General features: G+C 75.2%; 14 protein-coding genes. 1 reads left to right on the forward strand and 13 read right to left on the reverse strand.

Features of this window, described 5'->3' with window-relative positions; genetic code table 11:
- Positions 1 to 104 precede the first annotated feature (104 nt).
- From ACHZ99_RS04565 to ACHZ99_RS04595, 7 genes are all read right to left on the reverse strand, one after another.
- Positions 105 to 2,153, reverse strand: coding sequence for a metallophosphoesterase (locus ACHZ99_RS04565; RefSeq protein WP_420302999.1), 2,049 nt, complete (start codon positions 2,151 to 2,153; stop codon positions 105 to 107).
- Positions 2,150 to 6,328 (reverse strand): FtsK/SpoIIIE domain-containing protein, encoded by a 4,179-nt coding sequence (locus tag ACHZ99_RS04570; protein WP_420303000.1) that lies wholly within the window; start codon positions 6,326 to 6,328, stop codon positions 2,150 to 2,152. Before ACHZ99_RS04570 ends, ACHZ99_RS04565 begins: the two co-directional genes overlap by 4 nt.
- 7 nt (positions 6,329 to 6,335) lie before the next feature.
- Positions 6,336 to 7,016, reverse strand: coding sequence for an SLATT domain-containing protein (locus tag ACHZ99_RS04575; protein WP_420303001.1), 681 nt, complete (start codon positions 7,014 to 7,016; stop codon positions 6,336 to 6,338).
- 79 nt (positions 7,017 to 7,095) lie between these two features.
- Entirely contained in the window at positions 7,096 to 8,781 is a 1,686-nt protein-coding gene (locus tag ACHZ99_RS04580) for a glycoside hydrolase family 13 protein (protein ID WP_420303002.1), read from the reverse strand.
- A gap of 82 nt (positions 8,782 to 8,863) precedes the next feature.
- Positions 8,864 to 9,778 (reverse strand): sugar ABC transporter permease, encoded by a 915-nt coding sequence (locus ACHZ99_RS04585; protein ID WP_420303003.1) that lies wholly within the window; start codon positions 9,776 to 9,778, stop codon positions 8,864 to 8,866.
- Positions 9,775 to 10,662, reverse strand: coding sequence for a carbohydrate ABC transporter permease (locus tag ACHZ99_RS04590; RefSeq protein ID WP_420303201.1), 888 nt, complete (start codon positions 10,660 to 10,662; stop codon positions 9,775 to 9,777). The genes ACHZ99_RS04585 and ACHZ99_RS04590 overlap by 4 nt, the downstream gene beginning before the upstream one ends.
- A gap of 83 nt (positions 10,663 to 10,745) precedes the next feature.
- On the reverse strand, positions 10,746 to 12,020 hold the full coding sequence (locus ACHZ99_RS04595; RefSeq protein WP_420303004.1) for an extracellular solute-binding protein: 1,275 nt from the start codon (positions 12,018 to 12,020) through the stop codon (positions 10,746 to 10,748).
- A 148-nt stretch (positions 12,021 to 12,168) separates the two neighbouring features.
- On the opposite strand from ACHZ99_RS04595, the gene ACHZ99_RS04600 reads away from it, so the two are divergent.
- Positions 12,169 to 13,209: a LacI family DNA-binding transcriptional regulator gene (locus ACHZ99_RS04600; protein WP_420303005.1), complete on the forward strand. Its 1,041-nt coding sequence runs from the start codon at positions 12,169 to 12,171 to the stop codon at positions 13,207 to 13,209.
- Between the two features lie 92 nt (positions 13,210 to 13,301).
- Here the strand turns inward: ACHZ99_RS04600 and ACHZ99_RS04605 are convergent, their stop codons facing one another.
- From ACHZ99_RS04605 to nirD, 6 genes are all read right to left on the reverse strand, one after another.
- The gene (locus tag ACHZ99_RS04605) at positions 13,302 to 14,423 is read right to left on the reverse strand and encodes an RNA polymerase sigma factor (RefSeq protein WP_420303006.1); all 1,122 of its coding nucleotides are present in this window, start codon (positions 14,421 to 14,423) and stop codon (positions 13,302 to 13,304) included.
- A 303-nt stretch (positions 14,424 to 14,726) separates the two neighbouring features.
- The gene (dnaG, locus tag ACHZ99_RS04610) at positions 14,727 to 16,685 is read right to left on the reverse strand and encodes a DNA primase (protein ID WP_420303007.1); all 1,959 of its coding nucleotides are present in this window, start codon (positions 16,683 to 16,685) and stop codon (positions 14,727 to 14,729) included.
- Positions 16,686 to 16,737: 52 nt separating this feature from the next.
- Positions 16,738 to 17,190 (reverse strand): GNAT family N-acetyltransferase, encoded by a 453-nt coding sequence (locus ACHZ99_RS04615; RefSeq protein ID WP_420303008.1) that lies wholly within the window; start codon positions 17,188 to 17,190, stop codon positions 16,738 to 16,740.
- 188 nt (positions 17,191 to 17,378) lie between these two features.
- Positions 17,379 to 18,659, reverse strand: coding sequence for an NAD(P)/FAD-dependent oxidoreductase (locus ACHZ99_RS04620; protein WP_420303009.1), 1,281 nt, complete (start codon positions 18,657 to 18,659; stop codon positions 17,379 to 17,381).
- A 524-nt stretch (positions 18,660 to 19,183) separates the two neighbouring features.
- On the reverse strand, positions 19,184 to 20,455 hold the full coding sequence (locus ACHZ99_RS04625; RefSeq protein ID WP_420303010.1) for a deoxyguanosinetriphosphate triphosphohydrolase: 1,272 nt from the start codon (positions 20,453 to 20,455) through the stop codon (positions 19,184 to 19,186).
- 69 nt (positions 20,456 to 20,524) lie between these two features.
- Entirely contained in the window at positions 20,525 to 20,890 is a 366-nt protein-coding gene (gene nirD, locus ACHZ99_RS04630) for a nitrite reductase small subunit NirD (RefSeq protein WP_420303202.1), read from the reverse strand.
- Positions 20,891 to 20,896 lie beyond the last annotated feature (6 nt).

The following is a 20,896-nucleotide window of genomic DNA, read 5'->3' on the forward strand; positions in this document are numbered from 1 at the left end:
CACCGTCGCCCCCCGTCATCCCCGTTGCCGCGGGTCCGCTGCCCGGACCCGGGAGGGCGTCACCGTAACAGCTCACGGTCTCCGTGCCACGACCAAGGCCCCGCTCAGCGCACGGCCGGGGCGGGGGCGGCGCAGATCGCCCGGAGGGGGGTTTCGTCGGGGGCGCCGGGGTGGAAGGCGATCGGCGGGCCCGGGGTCCAGGCGCCCGCCTCGTACCGCACCGTCCGCAGCGCGAGCGCGTGCTCGCCGCCCTCGCGGGCGACGAAGACCTGGTTGTAGCCGTTGCGCTCGTCCGACTCGCGGCTCCCCAGCGCCGGCGCGCCCGCGATGCGCGTGGTCCAGGGGCGGGCGGTGCCCAGCAGCCGTTCGGCGGCGGTGAAGCCCAGGTGGGTGTGGCCGTGCAGGACCAGGGAGGTGGCGGCGTCCGCCAGCGTCCACTTCGCCTGGCCCGCGTTGACCACCCCCGAGTACGGGGCGATCTCCACCGCCGGGACCGGCGACAGCGGGTGGTGCAGGGCCGCCAGGGTGACGTAGCCCGGTTCGCGGGTGAGCCGGTCGAGGACGCCGCGGGCGAGGACCCCGGGGTCGTGGCGCTCGAAATCGAGGACGAGGCGGCGTACGGCCTCGTCGTCCGCCGCGTCCGCCGCCGCCACGTACTCCTCGCGGAACCGCGCCAGCCGCTCCCGGTCCCGGTCGTGCGCCGGTTCGCCGCCGGACTCCGCGGTGCCCAGCAGCGCCACGCGCAGGCCCGCGTCCGGGTAGGTGACGTAGAGCCGGCGGGCGGCGGGGTCGGGCTCGTGCAGGTCGGGGTGCGGGTAGCCGGCGAAGACGTCGGCGAACCAGCGGTGCCGCGCCTGCGGGTCCGCGTCCAGGCACAGCTCCCACGACACGTCGTGGTTGCCGCCGGTCAGCAGCACCCGCGGGTCGCCGGGGCGCAGGTCGGGGTGGTCGGCGAGGTGGGTCTCCAGGGCGCGCAGCCAGCCGAGGGCCGTCTCGCCGTCCGCGTCGACGGGCCGGTTCACGAGGTCGCCGGTGGCGATGACCAGGTGCGGCGCCCGGCCCTGGCCGGCGAGTTGACGGACGTGTTCGAGGTACGCGTCGAGCGGCGACCCCGCGCCCGCCAGCTCCGCGAGCCGCTGCCCGGCCTGCGAGGTGTCCTTGGCGTCGACGTTCGCGCGCAGCCCGCCGCCGTGGTGGAGGTCGGTGATGTGGTGGATGCGCAGCACGTCGGGGAGGTGCCGGACGAGCACGGGGTCGTCCGCGGGCGGCGTGTGCGCGTCCCGTACGGCGACGTCCACGCCCGCGTCCCGCCACCGCCGCGCGCGCAGCGCGGCGCGGTGCGGGGCGGCGAGGCCGTCGTGGAACCACTGCGGCACGTACTGGTGCCGTCCGCACGCCTCCTCGTACGCGGCCGTGGCCAGCCGCGCCGCGTCGGTGCGGAGCGCGGGGTGCTCCTCGGCGGTCTGGAGGGCGAGTTCGAGGAGGAACGGCGTGTGCAGCCAGGCCGGTTCGGCGGCGCGCAGCAGGTCCACGACGCCGGGGGCCCAGTCGGGGGCGCGGGCGGCCATGCGCGCGCACTCGCCGGCGCCGAGCGGCGGCGGGCGCAGCACGTCCTTCGGGGCGTCGGCGCCGAGGTGCGGGGCGAGGAGCAACTGCTCGGCGGGGGTGGCGAGGACGACGGGCACGGCGCCGGCGTCGCGCACCTGCGCCAGGCCGGCGGCGAGGGCGGCGGGGTCGACGCCGCCGCGGGCGGCAGGGCCGGTGGGGCCGGTGGCGGCCGGGTCGTGGGCGGGCGCGCGGGCGGTACGGTCGCCGTCCCGCGCCAGCGCCGGCTCGTCGACCAGCACCACGCACCCCTCCGGCACCCCCGGCGCCTGCTTGCCGCCGCGCAGGCACAGCAGCCCCCGGCGCCGTACCGCCTCGGGCCCCGACCGCAGGTCGACCCGGCGCGACGGCCGGTCGTCGCCCCGGGCCCGTTCGACCGCGTGCGCCAGCCACGTCTTGCCCGCCCGGCGGGGCAGCTCCACCAGCCAGGCGGCGGAGTTGGGCAGCTGTCCCTCGACCAGGGGGCGCGCCCAGCCGGGCACGTGGTCGCCGGGGAACCGGACGTCCAGCTCCCGCTGGTAGGCCCGGCTCGGCCGGTAGAGGCTCATGGGGCCGACTCCTCATCGGTTCGGGGGCCCGCGGCCCGGGTGTGTGACGACTCGTCCCGCAGCGACACCTGGCTCAGCGCGATCCAGTCGAAGAACGGCCGGTCCGCCAGCCACTCGTCCCCCGGCCGCAGCAGCCCCACGTCCCGCAGCTCCATCCGCTGCGCCGGCGCCGGCTCCGGCGGCGGCTCGCCGGGCACCTGGAGCAGCGCGGCGCGGCCCGCGGGGCCGATCTCCGCCCAGCGGGACTGGAACTGCTCGCCGCGGCCGATCAGCAGCTCCTGGCGGCGCAGCTCTTCGAGCGCCGCCCCGCTGGTGAGCGGGTCGCGGTCGTCGGCCTGCACGGCCCGTACGACCGCGTCGCCCATCACCTGAAGGTAGAACGGCCAGGTGCCGACCAGCGCGAGGATCCGCGTGCCCGCGCGGCCGGGTTCGATGTCGACGCCGAGGTTCGCGGCGGTGCCGGTGAGGAACGCCAGGGCGTGCGGCTCGCCGAGGGGGCCGAGGATGCGTTTGTCGACGTCGTTGCCGAAGCTGGAGCCGGGGGCGGTGAGCGCGGAGCGTACGACGGTGTGCCAGTCCTTCTCGGTGCCGGTGTAGACGAGCCAGGCGCCGGCCTGGCCGAGGTCGCGGAGCCAGGAGACGGCGGCGGGGTGGTACTCGGCGAGCCGCCCGACCTCGTCGAGCAGGAACGCCTCCCGGTCGGCGCGCGCCGCGGGCTCGCCCGCCCGGGTGAGGAGGGCGTCGGCGGGGCTCGCGGCGCCCCGTACGGCGGGGTCGAGGAGGGCGGCCAGCTCGTCCGGGCTGTCGACGGGACTGGCGCGGTGCGGCACGGTGAGCTTGCGCACCCGCCGCGCGCCGTCCGCGACGAGCCGCCGCTCCAGCTCGCCGAGCACCCATGTCTTGCCGGCCCGGCGGGGGCCGAGGAGGGCGACGGAGGTGCCGGTGGCGTACCGGTCGCGCAGCCACGCGAGTTCCGCGTCGCGGCCGACGGGGCGGCCGGTACCGCCGCCGACGTGGAAGCGGTCGGCGGCGAGGTCGAGGGCGTCGACGCGGAACGGCCGACGCGTGCGCGGCACGTCGGCGTCCCGCTCGCGCGCGGCGGCGCCGATGCGGGCAAGGGCCTCGGCCTGGCCGCGGGCGGTGGGGTCGCCGGGCAGGAGGGCGATCTGCAAGACGACGCGGACCCTGCCCTGCGCGGACAGGGCCCGGCCGGGGGGCAGGTAGTCCGGTACGCGGCGGGGGTTGATGCCCGCCGCCCCGTAGTCGTGGCGGTCGCCGAGCGGCAGCACGAGCGTGGCCGCGGCCATCTTCCTGATCCGCGCGGACAGCACCGCCCGGCCGCCCGCGACGACCGGATGGACCCCGACCCGCGGCCCCTCCCGGCAGAGCCGGGTGAAGTCCTCGACGGGCTTGCCGTGCTCCACGTCCTCCAACGCGTCCAGGAAGCCCTCGTAGCCGTCCAGGAGCACGAGCAGGTACGGCAGCCGCCGGTGCGTCGCCACCGCCTGCCGCTGCGCGACGACGTCGGGGAACGCCTCGGCCGCGAGCTGCGACTCCCGGGCGCGCACGGTGGTGGTGAGCCGGTCCAGCAGGCGCGTGAGCCGGTCGGGTTCGTTGCGGGAGACGACGGCGCCGCAGTGCGGCAGCTCGGTGAGTGCCTGCAGCGCGCCGGCGCCGCAGTCGATGCCGTAGAGGTGCACATCAACGGTGCTGTGCCGGCGTGCGACGGCGCCGGCCACGGTGCGCAGGAACTGCGAGCGCCCGCTACCCGGGCCGCCCACGACGAACAGCGGCGCGTTGTCGGACAGGTCGAGCAGCGTGCGCTCCTGCCGCTGGGCGCCGGGGACGTCCGCCAGACCGATCGGCACGGGGGCCAGGTCGGGCCACTCCTCGGGGGGCGCGTCCGGCGAGGGACGGCCCGCGGACAGCGCGTCCAGGTCGATCTCCTCGCGGAGCGGAGGCGGCAGCAGCGGCGTGGGCCCGGGGACGCCTGCCGTGCGGGCGGCGCCGCGGACGGCGTCGACGAGGACGGCCAGATCCGTCCGCCCGGTCGGGTCCGGCTCCACGCGCAGCGAGCCGCCGCCGTCCTCGTCGCCGGCCCCGTCGGCGCCGCGCACCCGCACGAGGGGCCCGGCGCCGGGCCCGGCCGCCGAGAGCACGCCGACGCGCGCGGTGCGCAGCCGCACGAGCGTCTCGGCGCCGGTGCGCACGTACGCGAGCCCGGGCTCGGAGGCGCTGAGCCAGGCCGCGTCCGGCGCGTCGATCACGTCGGCGCTGTCGCTCTCGCCCGCGACGCGCAGTGCGATACGGAGGTTGGTGGTGGCCCGGACCTGGGCGGTCGCCACGGCGGCGGGCCGCTGGGTGGCGAGCACGAGGTGGACGCCGAGGGAGCGGCCGCGCCGCGCGATGTCGAGCAGGCCGCGGACGAAGTCGGGCAGTTCGCTGAGGAGCGCGGCGGCCTCGTCCACGACGAGCACCAGCCGGGGCAGCGGATCCGGGGCGCGCGCGTCCCCGGCGGCGTAGCGGTCGGTGTACTCACCGATGTCCCGCATTTCTGTCGTCATCAACAGTTCCTCGCGCCGGCGCAGCTCGGCGGCGAGGCCGGCGAGGGTGCGTTCGACGAGATAGCCGTCGAGGTCGGCGAGCACGTCCACGGTGTGCGGCAGCAGGGCGCACTCGCCGAACGCGGTGCCGCCCTTGTAGTCCACCAGCAGGAACGACAGGGCGTCGGGTGGGTGGGAGACGGCCATGGAGGAGATCCAGGTGCGCAGGAACTCGGTCTTGCCGGAGCCGGTCGTGCCCGCGACGAGGGCGTGCGGGCCGTCGCGTACGAGGTCGATGGAGACGGGCTCGCCCCGGGACTTCCCCACGCGCGCGGAGAGCCCGCGGGGGCGGAGACCGCGGGAGGCGCGGAGGCTGTACGTCCGGGGGTCGGGGAGCTCGATCAGGTCGAGCAGGCCGGGGCTGTCGGGCTCGGCAACGGAGGCGGGGTCGCGGAGGGGGGCGAGGATGCGGCCGACGCGGTCGGACCAGGCGGGGTCGGCTCTGTCCGCGACCCAGGCGTCGGGCGTCCTCCAGTTCGGCAGGTCGCGTGCGTCGAACACGCGGCGGCAGGCGGCCGGCAGCAGCCTGGGGTGGTCGTCCAGGCAGATAGTGAGCACCCCGTGGTCCGGACCGGTGCTGAGCAGCTCCGGCACGCCCGGGAGCTGTCCCACCTGCCGGGCACCGTCCAGCATCAGCACCGCCGTAGCGGGCCGCGGGCCGTCGTCGAGCCGGTCATCCAGCCGGCGCAGCAGGTCGGCCACCTGGCCGGCGTGCGTCCGCGCGTCGCGGCTGACTCTGGGGCCGGCCGCCGTGCGCGGGAGCCAGCGCAGGAAGGCCCAGGCGTCGTCGTCCTCTCCGCCGCCGAGGGTCAGGACGCGCAGGTCCACGTCGGCCGGGCTGTGCAGGGTCGCGATCTGGGCGGCCGCCCAGGCGGCGATCCGGTGCCGGCCGTCGTCCGCGGCAATGCCGATCACGCCGAGGCGGCGCAGATCCGCACCGACCGGCTCCCCGACCGGGTCGAACCCGACCAGGTCGTCGCTGTGATGGCCCCGGGACCAGCGGTAATGGCCCAGGTACAGGCGGAGGAAGTCGTCGTCGGACGGCCTGCGGCGCCACAGTTCCCACATCGCCCTTCGGGGGTCCGGCATCAGCTTGCCGGGCTCCGTGGGTGGGACGGCCAGCAGCGGCGGGTCGCCCGGTTGCCGTCCGCCCGGCAGTAACCGCCGCCAGCTGCCCCGCGGGCGCCGCTGCGCGGCCGACGCCCCCGGGGAGCGCGACAGCAGCAGCGTGCCGCCCTCCCCCGGCTCGGCGAGGCCCAGGCGGAGGAGCGCGCGGTGGACGGCGTCCGGAGAGGCGACGACGGGGCCCGGGGAGGCGGCGTTCGGCTTCGCCGGGGGCCGGCCGAGCCAGATGCGGCTGCCGGGGCGCACCGGGACCTCGGACAAGGGCACGTCGAGCGGCAGCTCGGTGCCGTCGGCCAGATGGACCGGCCGGGAGAACAGAGCCGGGTCCACCCAGTTCACCAGTGCGGCAACGACCTCCCGCACCGGCGCGCTGTCCGGCGCCTCCAGCACCACGTCGCGCTCCGCGCCGTCCGGCAGGACGACGGTCAGCATCCGCTCCGCGGCCACCCCCGCCTCACGCCCCCGCGCCCGTGCCGCCCGGTGGCGGGCCCGCGTGCTCCTGGAGCTGCTGCGCCGTCGCGCGGAACTCCGTCAGCCACTCCGCCGTCTCCGCCTCGACCTGCCGGCGTACGGCCTCCACCAGCGATGTCAGCAGCGCCAGCCGGCGTTCCAGCGCCGCCGGTTCGAGGTCACCGTCTCCCTCGGCGGTGCGCAGCTGCTCCGCCGCCCACGCCATCCGGAAGTCGTTCAGCTCCGCGCGCAGCGCGTTCGCCGCCGTGATGTCGCGCATCCACCCCGACGACAGCCCGAAGAAGTGGTCGAACCCCTTGCACCCCGCGGCCAGCGCCAGCAGCACGTACCCCCACCCCTGCGGCGGGCCGCCGGAGACGACGCTCGCCAGCGGGATCAGCGTGCCGCCCACCGCCAGCAGGATCGTCAGCGCGCTGATGACGCGTGAGCCGCGGCGTTTGAGGCGCTTGTCGTGCAGGTACCACTCGATCGCGTCCTCGGCCTCGCGTTCGGCCCAGGTCCGCAGCTCGCGCAGGACCTCCCGGGGCCCGCCCGCGCCCGGCTCCAGCGCGGCGCCGGGGAAGGGGCGGCCGCGCAGGTCGCGGTGTCTGCCGCGGCCGAAGCGGACGCTCGGCGCGGGCGCCGGTTCCGGTGCCGTGCCCGTCCGCGTCTCCCCACCCGGCATCAACCGCCTCCGCGTTCGCCCCAGTCCGGCTCCTTGAGGCTATCGGACGGGGGCGGGCCGCCACCCGGGTCCGTACGGGCTAAGTGCCCTGCGCCGACCACCAGACCGTCGTGTCTCCCGGCAGTTCGACCGCGCCGTCGACGGGCTCCCCCGCCGCGGCCTCCGTGCTCGCCAGCAGCACCCGCCCGCCGGGCACCTCGACGCGGACCGCCGCGCCCGTGGTGTTCGCCGCGCAGACGAACCCGGTGCCGTCGGCGGCCGTCCGCCGGAACAGCAGCACCCCCTCCGGCGCGGCCAGCCACTCCACCCCGTCCCCGGCGCCCAGCGCCGGGTGTTCGCGGCGTAGCGCCAGCGCCGTGCGGTACAGCTCCAGCGTCGAGCCCGGGTCGCCGCTCTGCGCCTCGACGCTCAGCTCGCCCCAGCCCGCCGGCTGCGGCAGCCAGCTGCCGCCCGGGCCGAAGCCGTACGAGCTTCCCGCCACCGTCCACGGGATCGGCACCCGGCAGCCGTCGCGGAACCCGTCCTGCCCCGCGCCCCGCGCGAACGCCGGGTCCTGCCGCACCTCGTCGGGCAGGTCGGTGACGTCCGGCAGGCCCAGTTCCTCGCCCTGGTAGAGGTACGCGGAGCCGGGCAGGGCGAGCATCAGGAGCGTCGCGGCGCGGGCGCGGCGCAGGCCGAGGGCCGGGTCGCCGGGGGTGCGCAGCTGGGTGCCCAGGCCCGCCGGGTTGGCGAAGCGGGTGGTGTGGCGGGTGACGTCGTGGTTGGACAGCACCCAGGTGGCGGGGGCGCCGACCGGGCGCATGGCGGCCAGCGAGGCGTCGATGACGGGGCGCAGCTCGGCGGCGTCCCAGTAGGTGCCGAGGTACTGGAAGTTGAACGCCTGGTGCAGCTCGTCGGGGCGTACGTAGTTGGCGGTGCGCTCGACGGTCGGCGTCCACGCCTCGGCGACGGCGATGCGCCGGCCGGGGTACTCCTCCAGGACGCGGCGCCAGCTGCGGTAGATGTCGTGCACGCCGTCCTGGTCGAAGAAGGGCATGGCGGAGTTGCCCAGCAGCCGCAGCTGGTCGTCGCCGCCGACGTCCGGCAGCCCGGCGGCCTTGACCAGGCCGTGCGCGACGTCGACGCGGAAGCCGTCCACGCCCATGTCGAGCCAGAAGCGCAGGATGGAGCGGAACTCGTCGGCGACCGCGGGGTGGTCCCAGTTGAAGTCGGGCTGTTCGGGGGCGAAGAGGTGCAGGTACCACTCGCCGTCGGGGCAGCGGGTCCAGGCGGGGCCGCCGAAGATGGACTCCCAGTCGTTGGGCGGCAGCGCGCCGTCCGGGCCCTTGCCCGGGCGGAAGTGGTAGCGGGCGCGCAGCGGGGAGCCGGGGCCGTCGGCGAGGGCGCGGCGGAACCACTCGTGCCGGTCGGAGGAGTGGTTGGGCACGACGTCGACGATGATCCGCAGGCCAAGCTCGTGGGCGTCGCGGATGAGGGCGTCGGCGTCGTGGAGGGTGCCGTAGACGGGGTCGATGGCGCGGTAGTCGGCGACGTCGTAGCCGCCGTCGGCCTGCGGGGAGGCGTAGAAGGGGCTGAGCCAGACCGCGTCGACGCCGAGCTGCGCGAGGTACGGCAGCCGGGCGCGGACGCCGGGCAGGTCGCCGGTGCCGTCGCCGTCGCCGTCGGCGAAGCTGCGCGGATAGACCTGGTAGATCACCGCGTCGCGCCACCAGTCGAGGGCGTCGGCGGAGTCGGCGGCCGTACGGGCGGCAAGGTGCTGGGTCATGTCTTCCCCGGGTGGTGAGGTGGGCGGGCGGCCGCGCGGGCCGCGTCCAGTGGCTTGCGGGTGGGGGGTCGCGGGAGGCGGGCTACGACTTGGCGGCGCCGGCCGTCAGGCCGGTCACCAGATGGCGCTGGACGAGGTAGAAGAACCCGGCCGCGGGGATCCCGATGAGCACGCCGGTGGCGGCCATCAGGTTCCACTGCTGGTCGTGCTCGCTGACGAAGGTCGCCAGGCCGATCGGCAGGGTGTACTTGTCGGAGCTGAGCATGAACACCGACGCGAAGGCGAACTCCGCCCACGCGGTGATGAAGGTGTAGAACGCCGCGACCGCCATCCCGGGCCGGGCCAGCGGCAGCACCAGCCGCCAGAAGGTGCCGAAGGGCGTGAGCCCGTCGACCCGGCCGGCCTCGTCGATCTCGTGCGGGATGGTGTCGAAGTAGCCCTTGAGCAGCCAGGCGCAGTACGGCACGGCCTGGGTGAGGTTGACGGCGATCAGCGCCCAGTACGTGTCCAGCAGGTCGAGCCCGGCGAGGATGTTGTACAGCGGCACGATCAGGATCGCGAACGGGAACATCTGCGTGACCAGGAACGTCCACATCAGCTGCCGGTGGCCGGGGAAGCGCATGCGCGAGACGGCGTAGGCGGAGCTGGCGGAGACGAAGACGCCGATGAGGCAGGTGCCGAGGCTGACGATCAGCGAGTTGCCGACCCAGCGGAGGAAGTCGGTGTCGGACAGCACGGTGGTGTAGTTCGACAGGCTGATCTTCCCGGCGATCTCGCCGGCGTGCAGGAAGTCGGTCTTGTCGGGGCCGAGGGAGATCCAGGCGAGCCAGGCGACCGGGAAGAGCGCGACGAAGCTCGCCAGCAGCAGGGTGCCGTGCAGCGCGACGGACGCGGCCGTGCTGCGCTCGCCGCGGCGGCGCGGGCGCGGGCGGGCACCGGCGGGGCGCGCGGCGGCGAGGCGGGAGGCGGCCGGGCGGGAGGTGGTTGCGGGGCTCATCGGAGGGCCGCCTCCTCGTTGCGGTTCAGCCAGCGCCGGTAGACCGACACCAGCACGACGAGCATGGACAGGATGATCACGCCGTAGGCGGCGGAGCCGGCGTAGTCCCGCGGCGTCTGGCCGAAGCCGAGCCGGTACGCCCAGGTGACCAGGATCTCGGTGTCCGGGGCGGTGGAGCCGAAGAGCAGGAAGATGACGATGAACTGGTTGAACGTCCAGATGATGCCCAGCATGATCACCGTGCTGCTCACCGCGCGCAGCCCGGGCAGGGTCACGTACCGGAACCGCTGCCAGGGTGTGGCGCCGTCCGTCTCGGCGGCCTCGTACAGCTCGTTCGGGATCGACTGCAGCCCGCCGAGCAGCGAGACCATCATGAACGGCACCCCGCACCAGGTGTTGACGACGATCGCCGCGGTCCGCTGCCAGAACGGCTCGCTGAGCCAGGCCGGTTCGGGCAGGCCGACGGAGGCGAACGCGGAGTTCAGGACGCCTCCGTCGGCGAGGATCATCCGCCAGGAGAAGACGGTGACGAACGTCGGCACCGCCCAGGGCAGGATCAGCGCCAGCCGGTAGAGGGTGCGCCCGCGCATCCTGCGGTTGAGCAGCACGGCGAGGCCCAGGCCGATGCCGTAGTGCAGGGTGACGCAGGCCGCGGTCCAGAACAGCGTCCAGACGAACTGCTGCCAGAAGGTGTCGGCGGCGCTGCCGGTGAGGATCTCGACGTAGTGGTCGAGGCCGACGAACGAGAAGCTGTCCGGGATCTCGTTGACGCCGATGGTGCGGCCGACGTTGTCGCTGGTGGCGTCGGTCAGCGACAGGTAGATGCCGCGGCCCAGCGGGTACGCCACGAGCACGGCCAGGACGGCGGCCACGGGGGCCACCATGGCGTAGGCGTACCAGTGGCGGCTGTACGACCTCTTCAGGCTGCTGATCACTTCGGTGCCCTTCCGGCGCAGCGGTCTCGTCTCTACGCGAAGTCGGGGACCAGCTCGGCGAACTTCCCGGCGGTGTCGTCGAGTCCGTCCGCGACGGACGTGTCGCCCTGGAGGATCGCGGTGAGGTTCTGCGCGAAGTCGTCGCCGAGCAGGGTGCTGTACTCGGGCAGCGACGGGCGCGGCTGGGCGGTGTCGGCGAGGACCTGCTGGTAGTCGGCGATGCCGGGGGCGGCCGTGACCTCGTCGGTGTAGGCGGAGGCGCGGGTGGGCAGGGTGCCGTTCGCCCGCGCGATCTTCGACTGGGTCCGCGCGGAGGTCATCCAGCCGACGAACTCCTTCGCGGCCTCCTGGTGCGCCTCGTCGGAGCCGTTGTAGACGGAGAGGTTGTGGCCGCCGGTGGGGGCGCCGGCCTCGCCGGTGGAGCCGGCCGGGACGGGGGCGATGCCGAGGTTGGACTTGTGCGTGAAGGCGGAGCCGGCGTAGATGTTCGTCAGCTCCCAGGGACCCTGGATGATCATGGCGACCTTGCCGTTGACGAACGCGTCCTGCATGTGGGCGTACGCGTCGGCGGTGACGTCCAGGTCCGCGGTGCCGGGGGCGTCGACGATCTCCTTCAGCTTCTCCACCCCGGTGACGGCCGCGGGCGAGTCGACGGTGATCTTCCCGGCCTCGGCGTCGACCATGTCGGTGCCCTCGCCGAAGAGGAACGGCAGCGTGTAGTACGGGTCGCTGTTGACCCAGAAGCCGTCGGCGCCGGCCTTGTCCTCGACGTCGGCGGCGATGTCCATCAGCTCGTCCCAGTCGGCGGGCGGGGCGTCGTGGCCGGCCTTCTTCAGCAGGTCCTTGTTCCACAGCAGCGCGAGGGTGTCGGTGACGATCGGGGCGCCGTAGGTGGCGCCCTCGTACTGCGCCTGCTTCAGCAGCGACGGCGTGAAGTCCTCCGGCTTCGGCAGGGCGGCCGTGCCGTCGAGCTGGGCGAGGAACTGCGACTTGGCCCAGGAGGCGGTCCAGCCGACCTCGGTGCGGATGACGTCGGGGGCGCCCTTGGTGCCGGCGGCCGTGGTGAACTTGTTCTGGGCCTGGTCGAAGGGGACGTTGACGTACTCGACGTCGATGTCCGGGTGCGCCTTCTCGAACTCCTTGATCAGCGCCTTGTACGTGGGCGCCTCGTTGGTCGCGTTGGAGGTGTCCCACCAGGTGATCTTCACCGGACCGCCGGCGCTCCCGCCGTCGCCGTCGTCACCGCAGGCCGTCGCCACCAGCGCAAGTGATGCGGCCAGGGCGGTGGCGGCTATGCCACGTCGCATAGTGAACTCTCCTTCAGCAGGGAACCGCGACCGCACAGCGCGGCGCCGGACGCCGAGGAAGCTAACAGGATTGACAGGCGACCGAAAGGTCTTGCAAAGAATTTCTGCAAGGAGTTACGGTCGCCTCCGAGAACCAGGGAGGCACGACGTGCGCCAGGAACAGTCAGGTCCCGCGACCGCGCGGCTCGCCGACATCGCGGCCCAGGCCGGGGTGAGCGAGGCCACGGTCAGCCGGGTGCTGAACGGCAGGCCGGGCGTGGCGGACACCACCCGGCAGGCCGTGCTGGCCGCGCTCGACGTGCTCGGCTACGAGCGGCCGGTGAAGCTCCGCCGGCGCAGCGCGGGCCTGATCGGGCTGCTCATCCCCGAGCTGGACAACCCGATCTTCCCCGGCTTCGCCCAGGTCATCGGCCAGGCCCTGACCCGGCAGGGCTACACCCCGGTGCTGGCCGCGCAGACGCCCGGCGGCTCGACCGAGGACGAGCTGACCGAGATGCTCGTGGAGCGCGGCGTGGACGGCATCGTCTTCGTCTCCGGGCTGCACGCCGACACGACGGCCGACATGGAGCGCTACACCCGACTGCGCGGCAAGGGCGTGCCGTTCGTGATGATCAACGGCTACTCGGAGAAGTTCCAGGGCACGTTCATCTCCCCCGACGACCGGGACGCGATGCGGCTGTCGGTGACCCACCTGACCTCCCTGGGCCACCGCCGCATCGGGCTCGCGCTCGGACCCGGCCGCTTCGTGCCCGTCCAGCGGAAGGTCGAGGGGTTCCTCGACTCGATGCGCGAACTGCTCGACGTACCCGAGGCGGACGCCCGGGCGGACATCGAGCACTCGCTGTACTCGCTGGAGGGCGGCCAGGCCGCCGCCGCGGCGCTGCTGGACCGCGGCTGTACGGCGATCGTGTGCGCCAGCGACATGATGGCGCTGGGCGCGATCCGCGCGGCGCGGCAGCGGGGGCTCCCGGTGCCGCGGCAGGTGTCGGTGGTGGGCTACGACGACTCGCCGCTGATCGCCTTCACCGACCCGCCGCTGACCACGGTCCGGCAGCCGGTGCGGGCGATGGGGCAGGCCGCCGTGCGGGCGCTGCTGGAGGAGATCGGCGGCACGCCGGCGCCGCACAGCGAGTTCGTCTTCCACCCCGAGCTGGTGGTGCGCGGGTCGACGGCCTCGGCGCCCGGGTGAAGGCTCCGCCGGGGCCGGGGCGCGGAAAGACGCCTGCAAAATCTTTCAACACGGTCCCGGCGGCGGTGACTTCACGGCCGCCGGTACGGGGATCAGTCCAGGTAGCCGCGCAGCTGGTCCGCGAAGGCGTGGTCCCGCAGCTTGTTGAGCGTCTTGGACTCGATCTGCCGGATCCGCTCGCGCGTCACGCCGAAGATGCGGCCTATCTCCTCCAGCGTCCGCGGCCGGCCGTCGATCAGCCCGTAACGCAGCTGCACGACCTTGCGCTCCCGCTCGCCGAGCGTCGACAGCACCGCCTCCAGATGCTCCCGCAGCAGCAGGAACGCCGCCGACTCCACCGGCGACGCGGCGTCGCCGTCCTCGATGAGGTCGCCGAGCGCGACGTCGTCCTCCTCGCCGACGGGCGCGTGCAGCGACACCGGCTCCTGCGCCAGCCGCAGCACCTCGCTCACCCGCTCCTCGGGCAGCCCGAGGTGGGTGGCGACCTCCTCGGGCGTCGGCTCGTAGCCGCGCTCCTGGAGCATGCGGCGCTGGACGCGGACGACGCGGTTGATCAGCTCGACCACGTGCACCGGCACCCGGATGGTGCGGGCCTGGTCGGCGAGGGCGCGGGACATCGCCTGGCGGATCCACCAGGTCGCGTACGTGGAGAACTTGTAGCCGCGGGCGTAGTCGAACTTCTCCACCGCGCGGATCAGGCCGAGGTTGCCCTCCTGGACGAGGTCGAGCATCGTCAGCCCGCGGCCCACGTACCGCTTGGCGACGGAGACGACGAGGCGCAGGTTCGCCTCGATCAGCCGGCGCTTGGCCATGCGGCCGAGCACCACGAGCCTGTCGAGGTCCAGCGCGAGCTGCGAGACCAGGTCCGGCTCGGCGGCCAGCTTCTCCTCGGCGAACAGCCCCGCCTCGACGCGCCGGGCCAGCTCCACCTCCTCGGCGGCGCTGAGCAGCGGGATCCGGCCGATCTCGCGCAGGTACTGGCGGAACAGGTCGGACGAGGGCCCGCCGCGCTCGGGCCGCACGGCGGACGCCGGCGGCGGAGGCGGCGCGGGCGCCTCGGCGGCCGCCTCTGCGGCGACCCCGGGCCCGGGCTCGTCGAGCCCCGCCGGAGCCCCGTTCGGCAGGGTCAGGACGTCCGGCGCGCCGTCGCGCGCGGGTCGTACGGAAGTGTTGAGGGTCTGGGTCTGCACGGGGGCGACCTCCAGGGTGGTCACTGCCGGTTCGGGGACGTGGGGCAGCGGAACGGCTGCGGCGAACTCGCCGCCTTCCGTCCCGATCGTGGATAGCGGATCCCTGGCGGGTTGTCGCCCCTTCCGGGAGACACCGCCACGCTCCGAGGACTCAGGCACCGACCCCAGTGTGGGGTACGACACACGCCGCGCAGTAGGGGCGTGCGGCCACATTTTGTGCCCGTGCCGTGACCGGATGGTTACGCAACGGACGAATGCGCACGCTCAGGGCAGCACGGGACCAGGTGCCGCCGGACGTTCGGCGTCAACCCGCCCGAGGCGTCCGCGTCAGAGCGCCGCCGCGCCGCGGGCGCGGAGGGAGTCGCGGTACTGCTGGAGCGTCCACAGCTCCCGCTGGGCCGCCTCGAACTGCTCCGGGGGGCCCTGGGCGCCGAGGCGGTGGACGGTGCTGCGGACGTCGTCGATGCGGCGGTCCACCGCCGCCAGGCGGACACCGGCGAGCTGTTCGCCCGCGTAGATCGCGTCGGGTTCGCGGCGGGTGCGGACGGGTTCGACGGCCAGCTCCGTGATCAGGGAGCGGACGCCGTCGTCGGGGGCGGCGTCGCGGACGCGGGCCAGGTAGGCGGCGCCGTCGCCGGCGTCGGTGACGCCGCCGGCGGTGTCGATGGCGGCGCGGACCGTGGCGTACGGGGCGGCGGTGAACTCGTCGGCGAGGTAGGCGTCGAAGGCGGGGGCGACCAGCTTGGGGTGCTGGAGCGCGAGCTTCAGCAGCTCGCGCTCGCGGTGCAGGGCCGGGGTGCGCATGTACAGCGCGGGGCCGGCGGAGGCGGCGGGGCCGGGGGGCGCGCCCGCGGTACGTCCCGGGCCCGGGGGCCGGCCGGGCGCCGGGCCGCCGGGCTGCGCCTGTCCCGGCCCCGGGCCCTGGCGACCCCCACGGCCGCGGCCCGGGCCGCCCTGGGACGCGTACCGCGCGAGCTGCCGCACCCGGTTGATCACGAACCGCTCGTCCAGGATCCCCAGCATCCCGCCCAGCCGCACCGCGTAGTCGTGCTGGATCGACACGTCCTTGATCCGCGCCACCACCGGCGCCGCCTGCTCCAGCGCCGCCGAACGGCCCTCCGCCGTGTCCAGGTTGTGCTGGGTGACGAACGAGCGGATCGCGAACTCGAACAGCGGCGACCGGTCCTCGATCAGCCGCTGCACCGCCTCGTCGCCCTGCGCCAGCCGCAGGTCGCACGGGTCCATGCCGCCCGGGCTGATCGCGATCGACGTACGGGCGGCGAACTTCTGGTCGTCCTCGAACGCGCGCAGCGCCGCCTTCTGCCCGGCCGCGTCCCCGTCGAACGTGAACACGACCTCCGAGCGCGAGTTGTCCGTGAGCACCCGCCGGAGGATCTTCACGTGCTCGCCGCCGAACGCCGTGCCGCACGTCGCGATGGCCGTCGTCACCCCGGACAGGTGGCAGGCCATCACGTCCGTGTACCCCTCGACGACGACCGCCCGGCCCTGCTTGCCGATGTCCCGCTTGGCCTGGTCGATCCCGTACAGCACCTGGGACTTGCGGTAGATCGGCGTCTCCGGCGTGTTCAGGTACTTCGGCCCGTTGTCGTCCTCGCGGAGCCGCCGGGCGCCGAAGCCGACGACCTCCCCGGTGATGTCCCGGATGGGCCACATCAGCCGCCCCCGGAACCGGTCGATGGGCCCGCGGCGGCCGTCCTGCGACAGCCCGGAGAGCGTCAGCTCCTTGTCCGTGAACCCCCGGCCGCGCAGGAACCGCGTCAGGTGGTCCCAGCCCGCCGGCGCGTACCCCACACCGAAGCGCTCCGCCGCCGCCTGGTCGAACCCCCGCTCCGTCAGGAACCCGCGCCCGGTCTCCGCCTCCGGGGACGCCAGCTGCTCGGCGTAGAACTGCGCGGCGACCTTGTGCGCCTCCAGCAGCCGGGTGCGCTCGCCCTGCTGGCGGCCGGGGGTGTAGCCGCCCTCCTCGTACCGCAGGGTGATGCCGCCCTGGGCGGCGAGGCGCTCGATGGTCTCCGAGAAGGACAGGTGCTCGACCTTCATGACGAAGTCGACCGTGTCCCCGCCCTCCTGGCAGCCGAAGCAGTGGTAGAGACCCTTTGCCGGGCTGACGTGGAAGGAAGGGGACTTCTCGTCGTGAAAGGGACAGAGGCCCTTGAGGTTTCCGCCGCCGCCGGGGCGGAGTTGCAGGTATTCCGAGACGACGGCGTCGATCGGAACCGCGTTCCTGACCGCCTTCACGTCGTCATCGTTGATCCTGCCTGCCACGAGTGCAGTCTACGGCCGGGCGCCGACAGCCGGAGCCGCCGGGCGCGCAGGGTCAGCCGCGCGGCACCGCTTCCGTGGTCATCACGACGTGCGGGCCCACGCCCTCGATGACGAACTCCGCGCCCCGGACCTCGAAGCCGCGCTTCAGGTAGAAGCCGCTGGCGGAGGTACGGGCGTTGCACCAGACCAGCCGCGCGCCGCGGGCGGCCGACTCGGCGAGCCCGGCGTCGAGGACGGCGACGCCGTAGCCCCGGCCGCGGACGGCGGGGGCGCTGGCCATGCCGCGGAAGCGGTAGGCGGGGGTGTCGTCGCCGGGGAGGGGCTCGGGGCAGAAGGAGACGCAGGCGGCGAGGGCACCCCGCGGGTCGTACGCCGCGAGGTGGAAGGCGCCCGGCGCGGTGTCCTCCGCGAACTCCGCCTCGGCGGGCGGGCGGCCGGGGAGCAGCACGGAGTGGCGCAGTCCGAAGATCTCGGCGACGTCGACCTGGGCGGTGCGGATCGGCATGGGCCGAGGATATGCCGGGGCGGGCGGGCCGGTGCCGGGCGGGGGCGTGGATGGCGGGGTCGCGGCGGCCGGGGTGCGCGGGGACGGCGCGTCCGCGTGCGGGGGCGGCCTCGCCCGTACGGTGGCGCGCCGCGGGCCCGCGACCGGCTCCTGCCCGGTCGCGGACCCGCGCGGCGCCGTCCCGCGCCCTACGCGCTCAGGTCCCCCAGCGGCACCGCCGGGTCGCCCAGCCGCTCCGGGTCCACGCGCGCGCCCGAGCGGATCAGGTTCTGGATGTCCCCGGTGACGTCCCACACGTTCATGTTCATCCCCGCCAGCACCCGGCCCTCCTTCAGCCAGAACGCGACGAACTCCCGCCGCCCGACGTCGCCGCGCGCGACGACCTGGTCGTACGACCCGGGCGGCGCGTGTCCCGAGTACTCCAGGCCCATGTCGTACTGGTCGGAGAAGAAGTACGGCACGCGGTCGTACGTCACGTCCTGCCCGAGCATCGCGCGGGCCGCGGCGGGGCCGCCGTTGAGCGCGTTCGCCCAGTGCTCCACCCGCAGCGGGCCGCCGCCCGCGGCAGGGGAGACGGCGGCGGGGTACGTGACGGCGGCGACGTCGCCGGCGGCGTAGACGGCCGGGTCGGAGGTGCGCAGGGAGGAGTCGGTGGCGATGCCGCCGCCCTGCTCGCGCGGCACCACGTCGAGCCCGGCGGCCTCGGCGAGCGCGGTGCGCGGGGCGGCGCCGATGGCGGCGAGCACGTCGTGCGCCGGGTGCTCCTCGCCGTCGTCGGTGAGCGCGGCCAGCACCATGCCGTCCCGGCCGGTGATCTCCGTCAGCCGGGCGCCGAAGTGGAACCGTACGCCGTGTTCGCTGTGCAGGTCGACGAAGACCTGGCCGATCTCCGGGCCGACGACCGCGTGCAGCGGCGTGGGCTCCGGCTCGACGACCGTGACCTCCGCCCCGTACGAGCGCGCCGCCGCGGCCACCTCCAGGCCGATCCAGCCGGCGCCGGCGATGACGAGGTGCCCGTTGTCGCGGCCGAGGGCGGCGAGGACGCCGCGCAGCAGCTCGGCGTGGGCGAGGCGGCGGAGGTGGTGGACGCCGCCGAGGTCGGTGCCGGGGATGTCGAGCCGGCGCGGCTCGGCGCCGGTGGCGAGGAGCAGCTTGTCGTAGTGCACCCGGGTGCCGTCGCCGAGGGTCACGGTCTTCGCGGCCCGGTCCAGCGCGGTGACGGTCTGGCCGAGGTGCAGCTCGACCTCGGCCTCCGCGTACCAGCCGGACGGCTGGGCGAAGACGCTGTCGCGCTCCTCCTTGCCGAGGAGGTATCCCTTGGAGAGCGGCGGTCGCTCGTACGGGTGGTCGCGCTCGTCGCCGATGAGGATGACCCGCCCGCTGAATCCCTCCGATCGCAGCGTCTCTGCTGCTTTCGCGCCGGCCAGTCCTCCTCCGACGATGACGAACGTCTCATGTGCGTCGACCACTTCACGCCCTCCTCTGGCTCCCTGGCCCCGACCATCCATTTTGCCGTGTCCCCGGCCGCGTTGCCGCCACCGCGAGCCTCCCGCACGGAACGGGGGCGCGGAAGGGGGAGGCACGCCAGGGCTGGGTGGGCGGAACGGGTGGCGGACGCGACGGGCGGGGCGGACGGCGGTCCGGGCGCGGCGCGGGCGCGGGTCCGGCGGGTAGCCGACGCGGGGCCGGGTGGGGGGCAAACGTGCTGGTGGGGGCGGTGAGGGGCGGGTGCCGGGACGGCACCTTACCCCGGTACGCGGCCGGGGGCGCTCCCGGGTCCGCGCCCGCCCCCGCGGCCACCGGCGCGCCGGTGGCCGGATCTCGCCGTTCACTCCGTCGGGGGTGCGTGTCCGCGCGGTTCACCCCGCCGGGCGGGCGCGGCTCGGGCCGGTTCACCCGCCGGGCGCGCCGGGTCCCGCCGCTCACCCCGCCGCCCGCGCCGCCGGCCGCCCGGCAGCCCCGTCAGCCGCCCGGCAGCCGCCGTCAGCCGCCGTCAGCCGCCGTCGGCCGCGGTCAGCCGCGCGTGCAGCCGCCGCGCCGCCGCGTCCGTCAGCGCCGCGATCTGGTCCACCACCGCCCGCAGCCGCCCCGCGTCGTCCGCCGCCTCGCCGTACAGCGCGCGGAACTGCGGGTCCAGACCCGCCGGCGCGCCCGCCGTCAGCGCCTCCGCCAGCTCCGCCAGCACCACCCGCTGGTCCGCCCGCAGCCGCGCCTGGTCCGGCCGCTGCATCACGAACCGGTCCGCGACCGCCTTCAGCACCGCGCACTCCAGCCGCGCCGCCCGTGGCACGATCAGCTCGGCGGCGTAGCGGGACAGCGGGCCCGTGCCGTACGCGGCGCGCGTGGCGCCCTCGGCGGCGAGGCAGAAGCGGCCGATGAGCTGGCTGGTGGCGTCCTTGAGGCGGGCCTGCGCGGCGGCGGTGCCGTCGTAGCCGTGCGGCCACCACTCCTGGGCCAGCAGCCGGTCGAGCGCCTCGGCCAGCTCGACGGCCGGGGTGCCCGGGGCGTAGCGGCCGGCGGCGACGGCGAAGACCTCGGCGCGCTCCGGCCCGGCGAGCAGCATCGCGGGGTCGAGGTGCCCGGCGTGCAGGCCGTCCTCGACGTCGTGCACGGAGTACGCCACGTCGTCGGACCAGTCCATGACCTGCGCCTCGAAGCAGGTGCGCGGCCCCGGCACGCCGTCCCGCAGCCAGCCGAAGACCGGCAGGTCGTCGGGGTAGACGCCGAACTTGGCCGCGTCCGGCCCGGCCGGGTGGGCGCCGCGCGGCCAGGGGTACTTGGTGGCGGCGTCCAGGGCCGCCCGGGTGAGGTTGAGCCCGACGGGCCGGCCGTCGCCGGTGAAGCGCTTGGGCTCCAGCCGGGTGAGCAGCCGCAGCGACTGCGCGTTGCCCTCGAAGCCGCCGCAGCCCGCGGCCAGCTCGTCGAGGACCTGCTCGCCGTTGTGCCCGAACGGCGGGTGGCCGAGGTCGTGCGCGAGGCACGCGGTCTCGACGAGGTCGGCGTCGCAGCCGAGGGCGGCGCCCAGCTCGCGGCCGACCTGGGCGCACTCCAGCGAGTGGGTGAGGCGGGTGCGGGGCGTGGCGTCGGCGAACGTCACGGCCTGCGCGTCGCTGACGCCGGGGGTGACGACCTGGGTCTTGCCGGCGAGCCGGCGCAGGGCGGCGGAGTGCAGCACGCGGGCGCGGTCGCGCTGGAAGGCGGTGCGGCCGGGGCGCTTGTCGGGCTCGGGGGCCCAGCGTTCGAGGTCGGCGTCGGTGTACCCCATGGGTCGAACGGTAGCCCGGGCCCGGCGCGGGGGCGGTGCCCCGGTTCGTACCCCCCGGTGCTCCTCCCCCTACGCCCCGACCTCCGCGATCCGCGCCGGGTACGCCGGCACCGCCACCTCGTCGTCGTCCAGGCAGCGCCCGTTCCCCAGGTCGAAGCGCTGCTTCAGCAGCGGCGACGCCACGAACGGCCGCCCGCCCGCGGAGCCCAGCAGCCCTCGCGACAGCACGTACGCGCCGGTGAACGGGTCGCGGTTGCCGATCGCGTACGCCTCGCCGGTGCGGCCGAGGAAGAGCGCCACCTGCGTGCCGTCCGGGAGCAGCGCCGCGACGCCGCGGCCGTGGGTGAGCAGGCCGAGGTCGCACACCGGGTGCCAGCCGCCGGCCGCCGTGCGGATCTCGACCCGCCGCACGGTCCGCGCGGGGGCGTGGGTCATGGTCAT

Source organism: Streptomyces sp. MAR4 CNX-425, assembly GCF_048656465.1.
GTDB lineage: Bacteria > Actinomycetota > Actinomycetes > Streptomycetales > Streptomycetaceae > Streptomyces.

Excerpts from the sequence above, each read along its gene's own strand:
- ACHZ99_RS04615 (WP_420303008.1), bottom strand. The coding sequence starts at position 17,190 with ATGCCGATCCGCACCGCCCAGGTCGACGTCGCCGAGATCTTCGGACTG.
- ACHZ99_RS04595 (WP_420303004.1), bottom strand. The coding sequence starts at position 12,020 with ATGCGACGTGGCATAGCCGCCACCGCCCTGGCCGCATCACTTGCGCTG.
- ACHZ99_RS04585 (WP_420303003.1), bottom strand. The coding sequence starts at position 9,778 with ATGAGCCCCGCAACCACCTCCCGCCCGGCCGCCTCCCGCCTCGCCGCC.
- ACHZ99_RS04565 (WP_420302999.1), bottom strand. The coding sequence starts at position 2,153 with ATGAGCCTCTACCGGCCGAGCCGGGCCTACCAGCGGGAGCTGGACGTC.
- ACHZ99_RS04625 (WP_420303010.1), bottom strand. The coding sequence starts at position 20,455 with ATGGGGTACACCGACGCCGACCTCGAACGCTGGGCCCCCGAGCCCGAC.
- nirD (WP_420303202.1), bottom strand. The coding sequence starts at position 20,890 with ATGACCCACGCCCCCGCGCGGACCGTGCGGCGGGTCGAGATCCGCACG.
- ACHZ99_RS04590 (WP_420303201.1), bottom strand. The coding sequence starts at position 10,662 with ATGGTGGCCCCCGTGGCCGCCGTCCTGGCCGTGCTCGTGGCGTACCCG.
- ACHZ99_RS04575 (WP_420303001.1), bottom strand. The coding sequence starts at position 7,016 with ATGCCGGGTGGGGAGACGCGGACGGGCACGGCACCGGAACCGGCGCCC.
- ACHZ99_RS04580 (WP_420303002.1), bottom strand. The coding sequence starts at position 8,781 with ATGACCCAGCACCTTGCCGCCCGTACGGCCGCCGACTCCGCCGACGCC.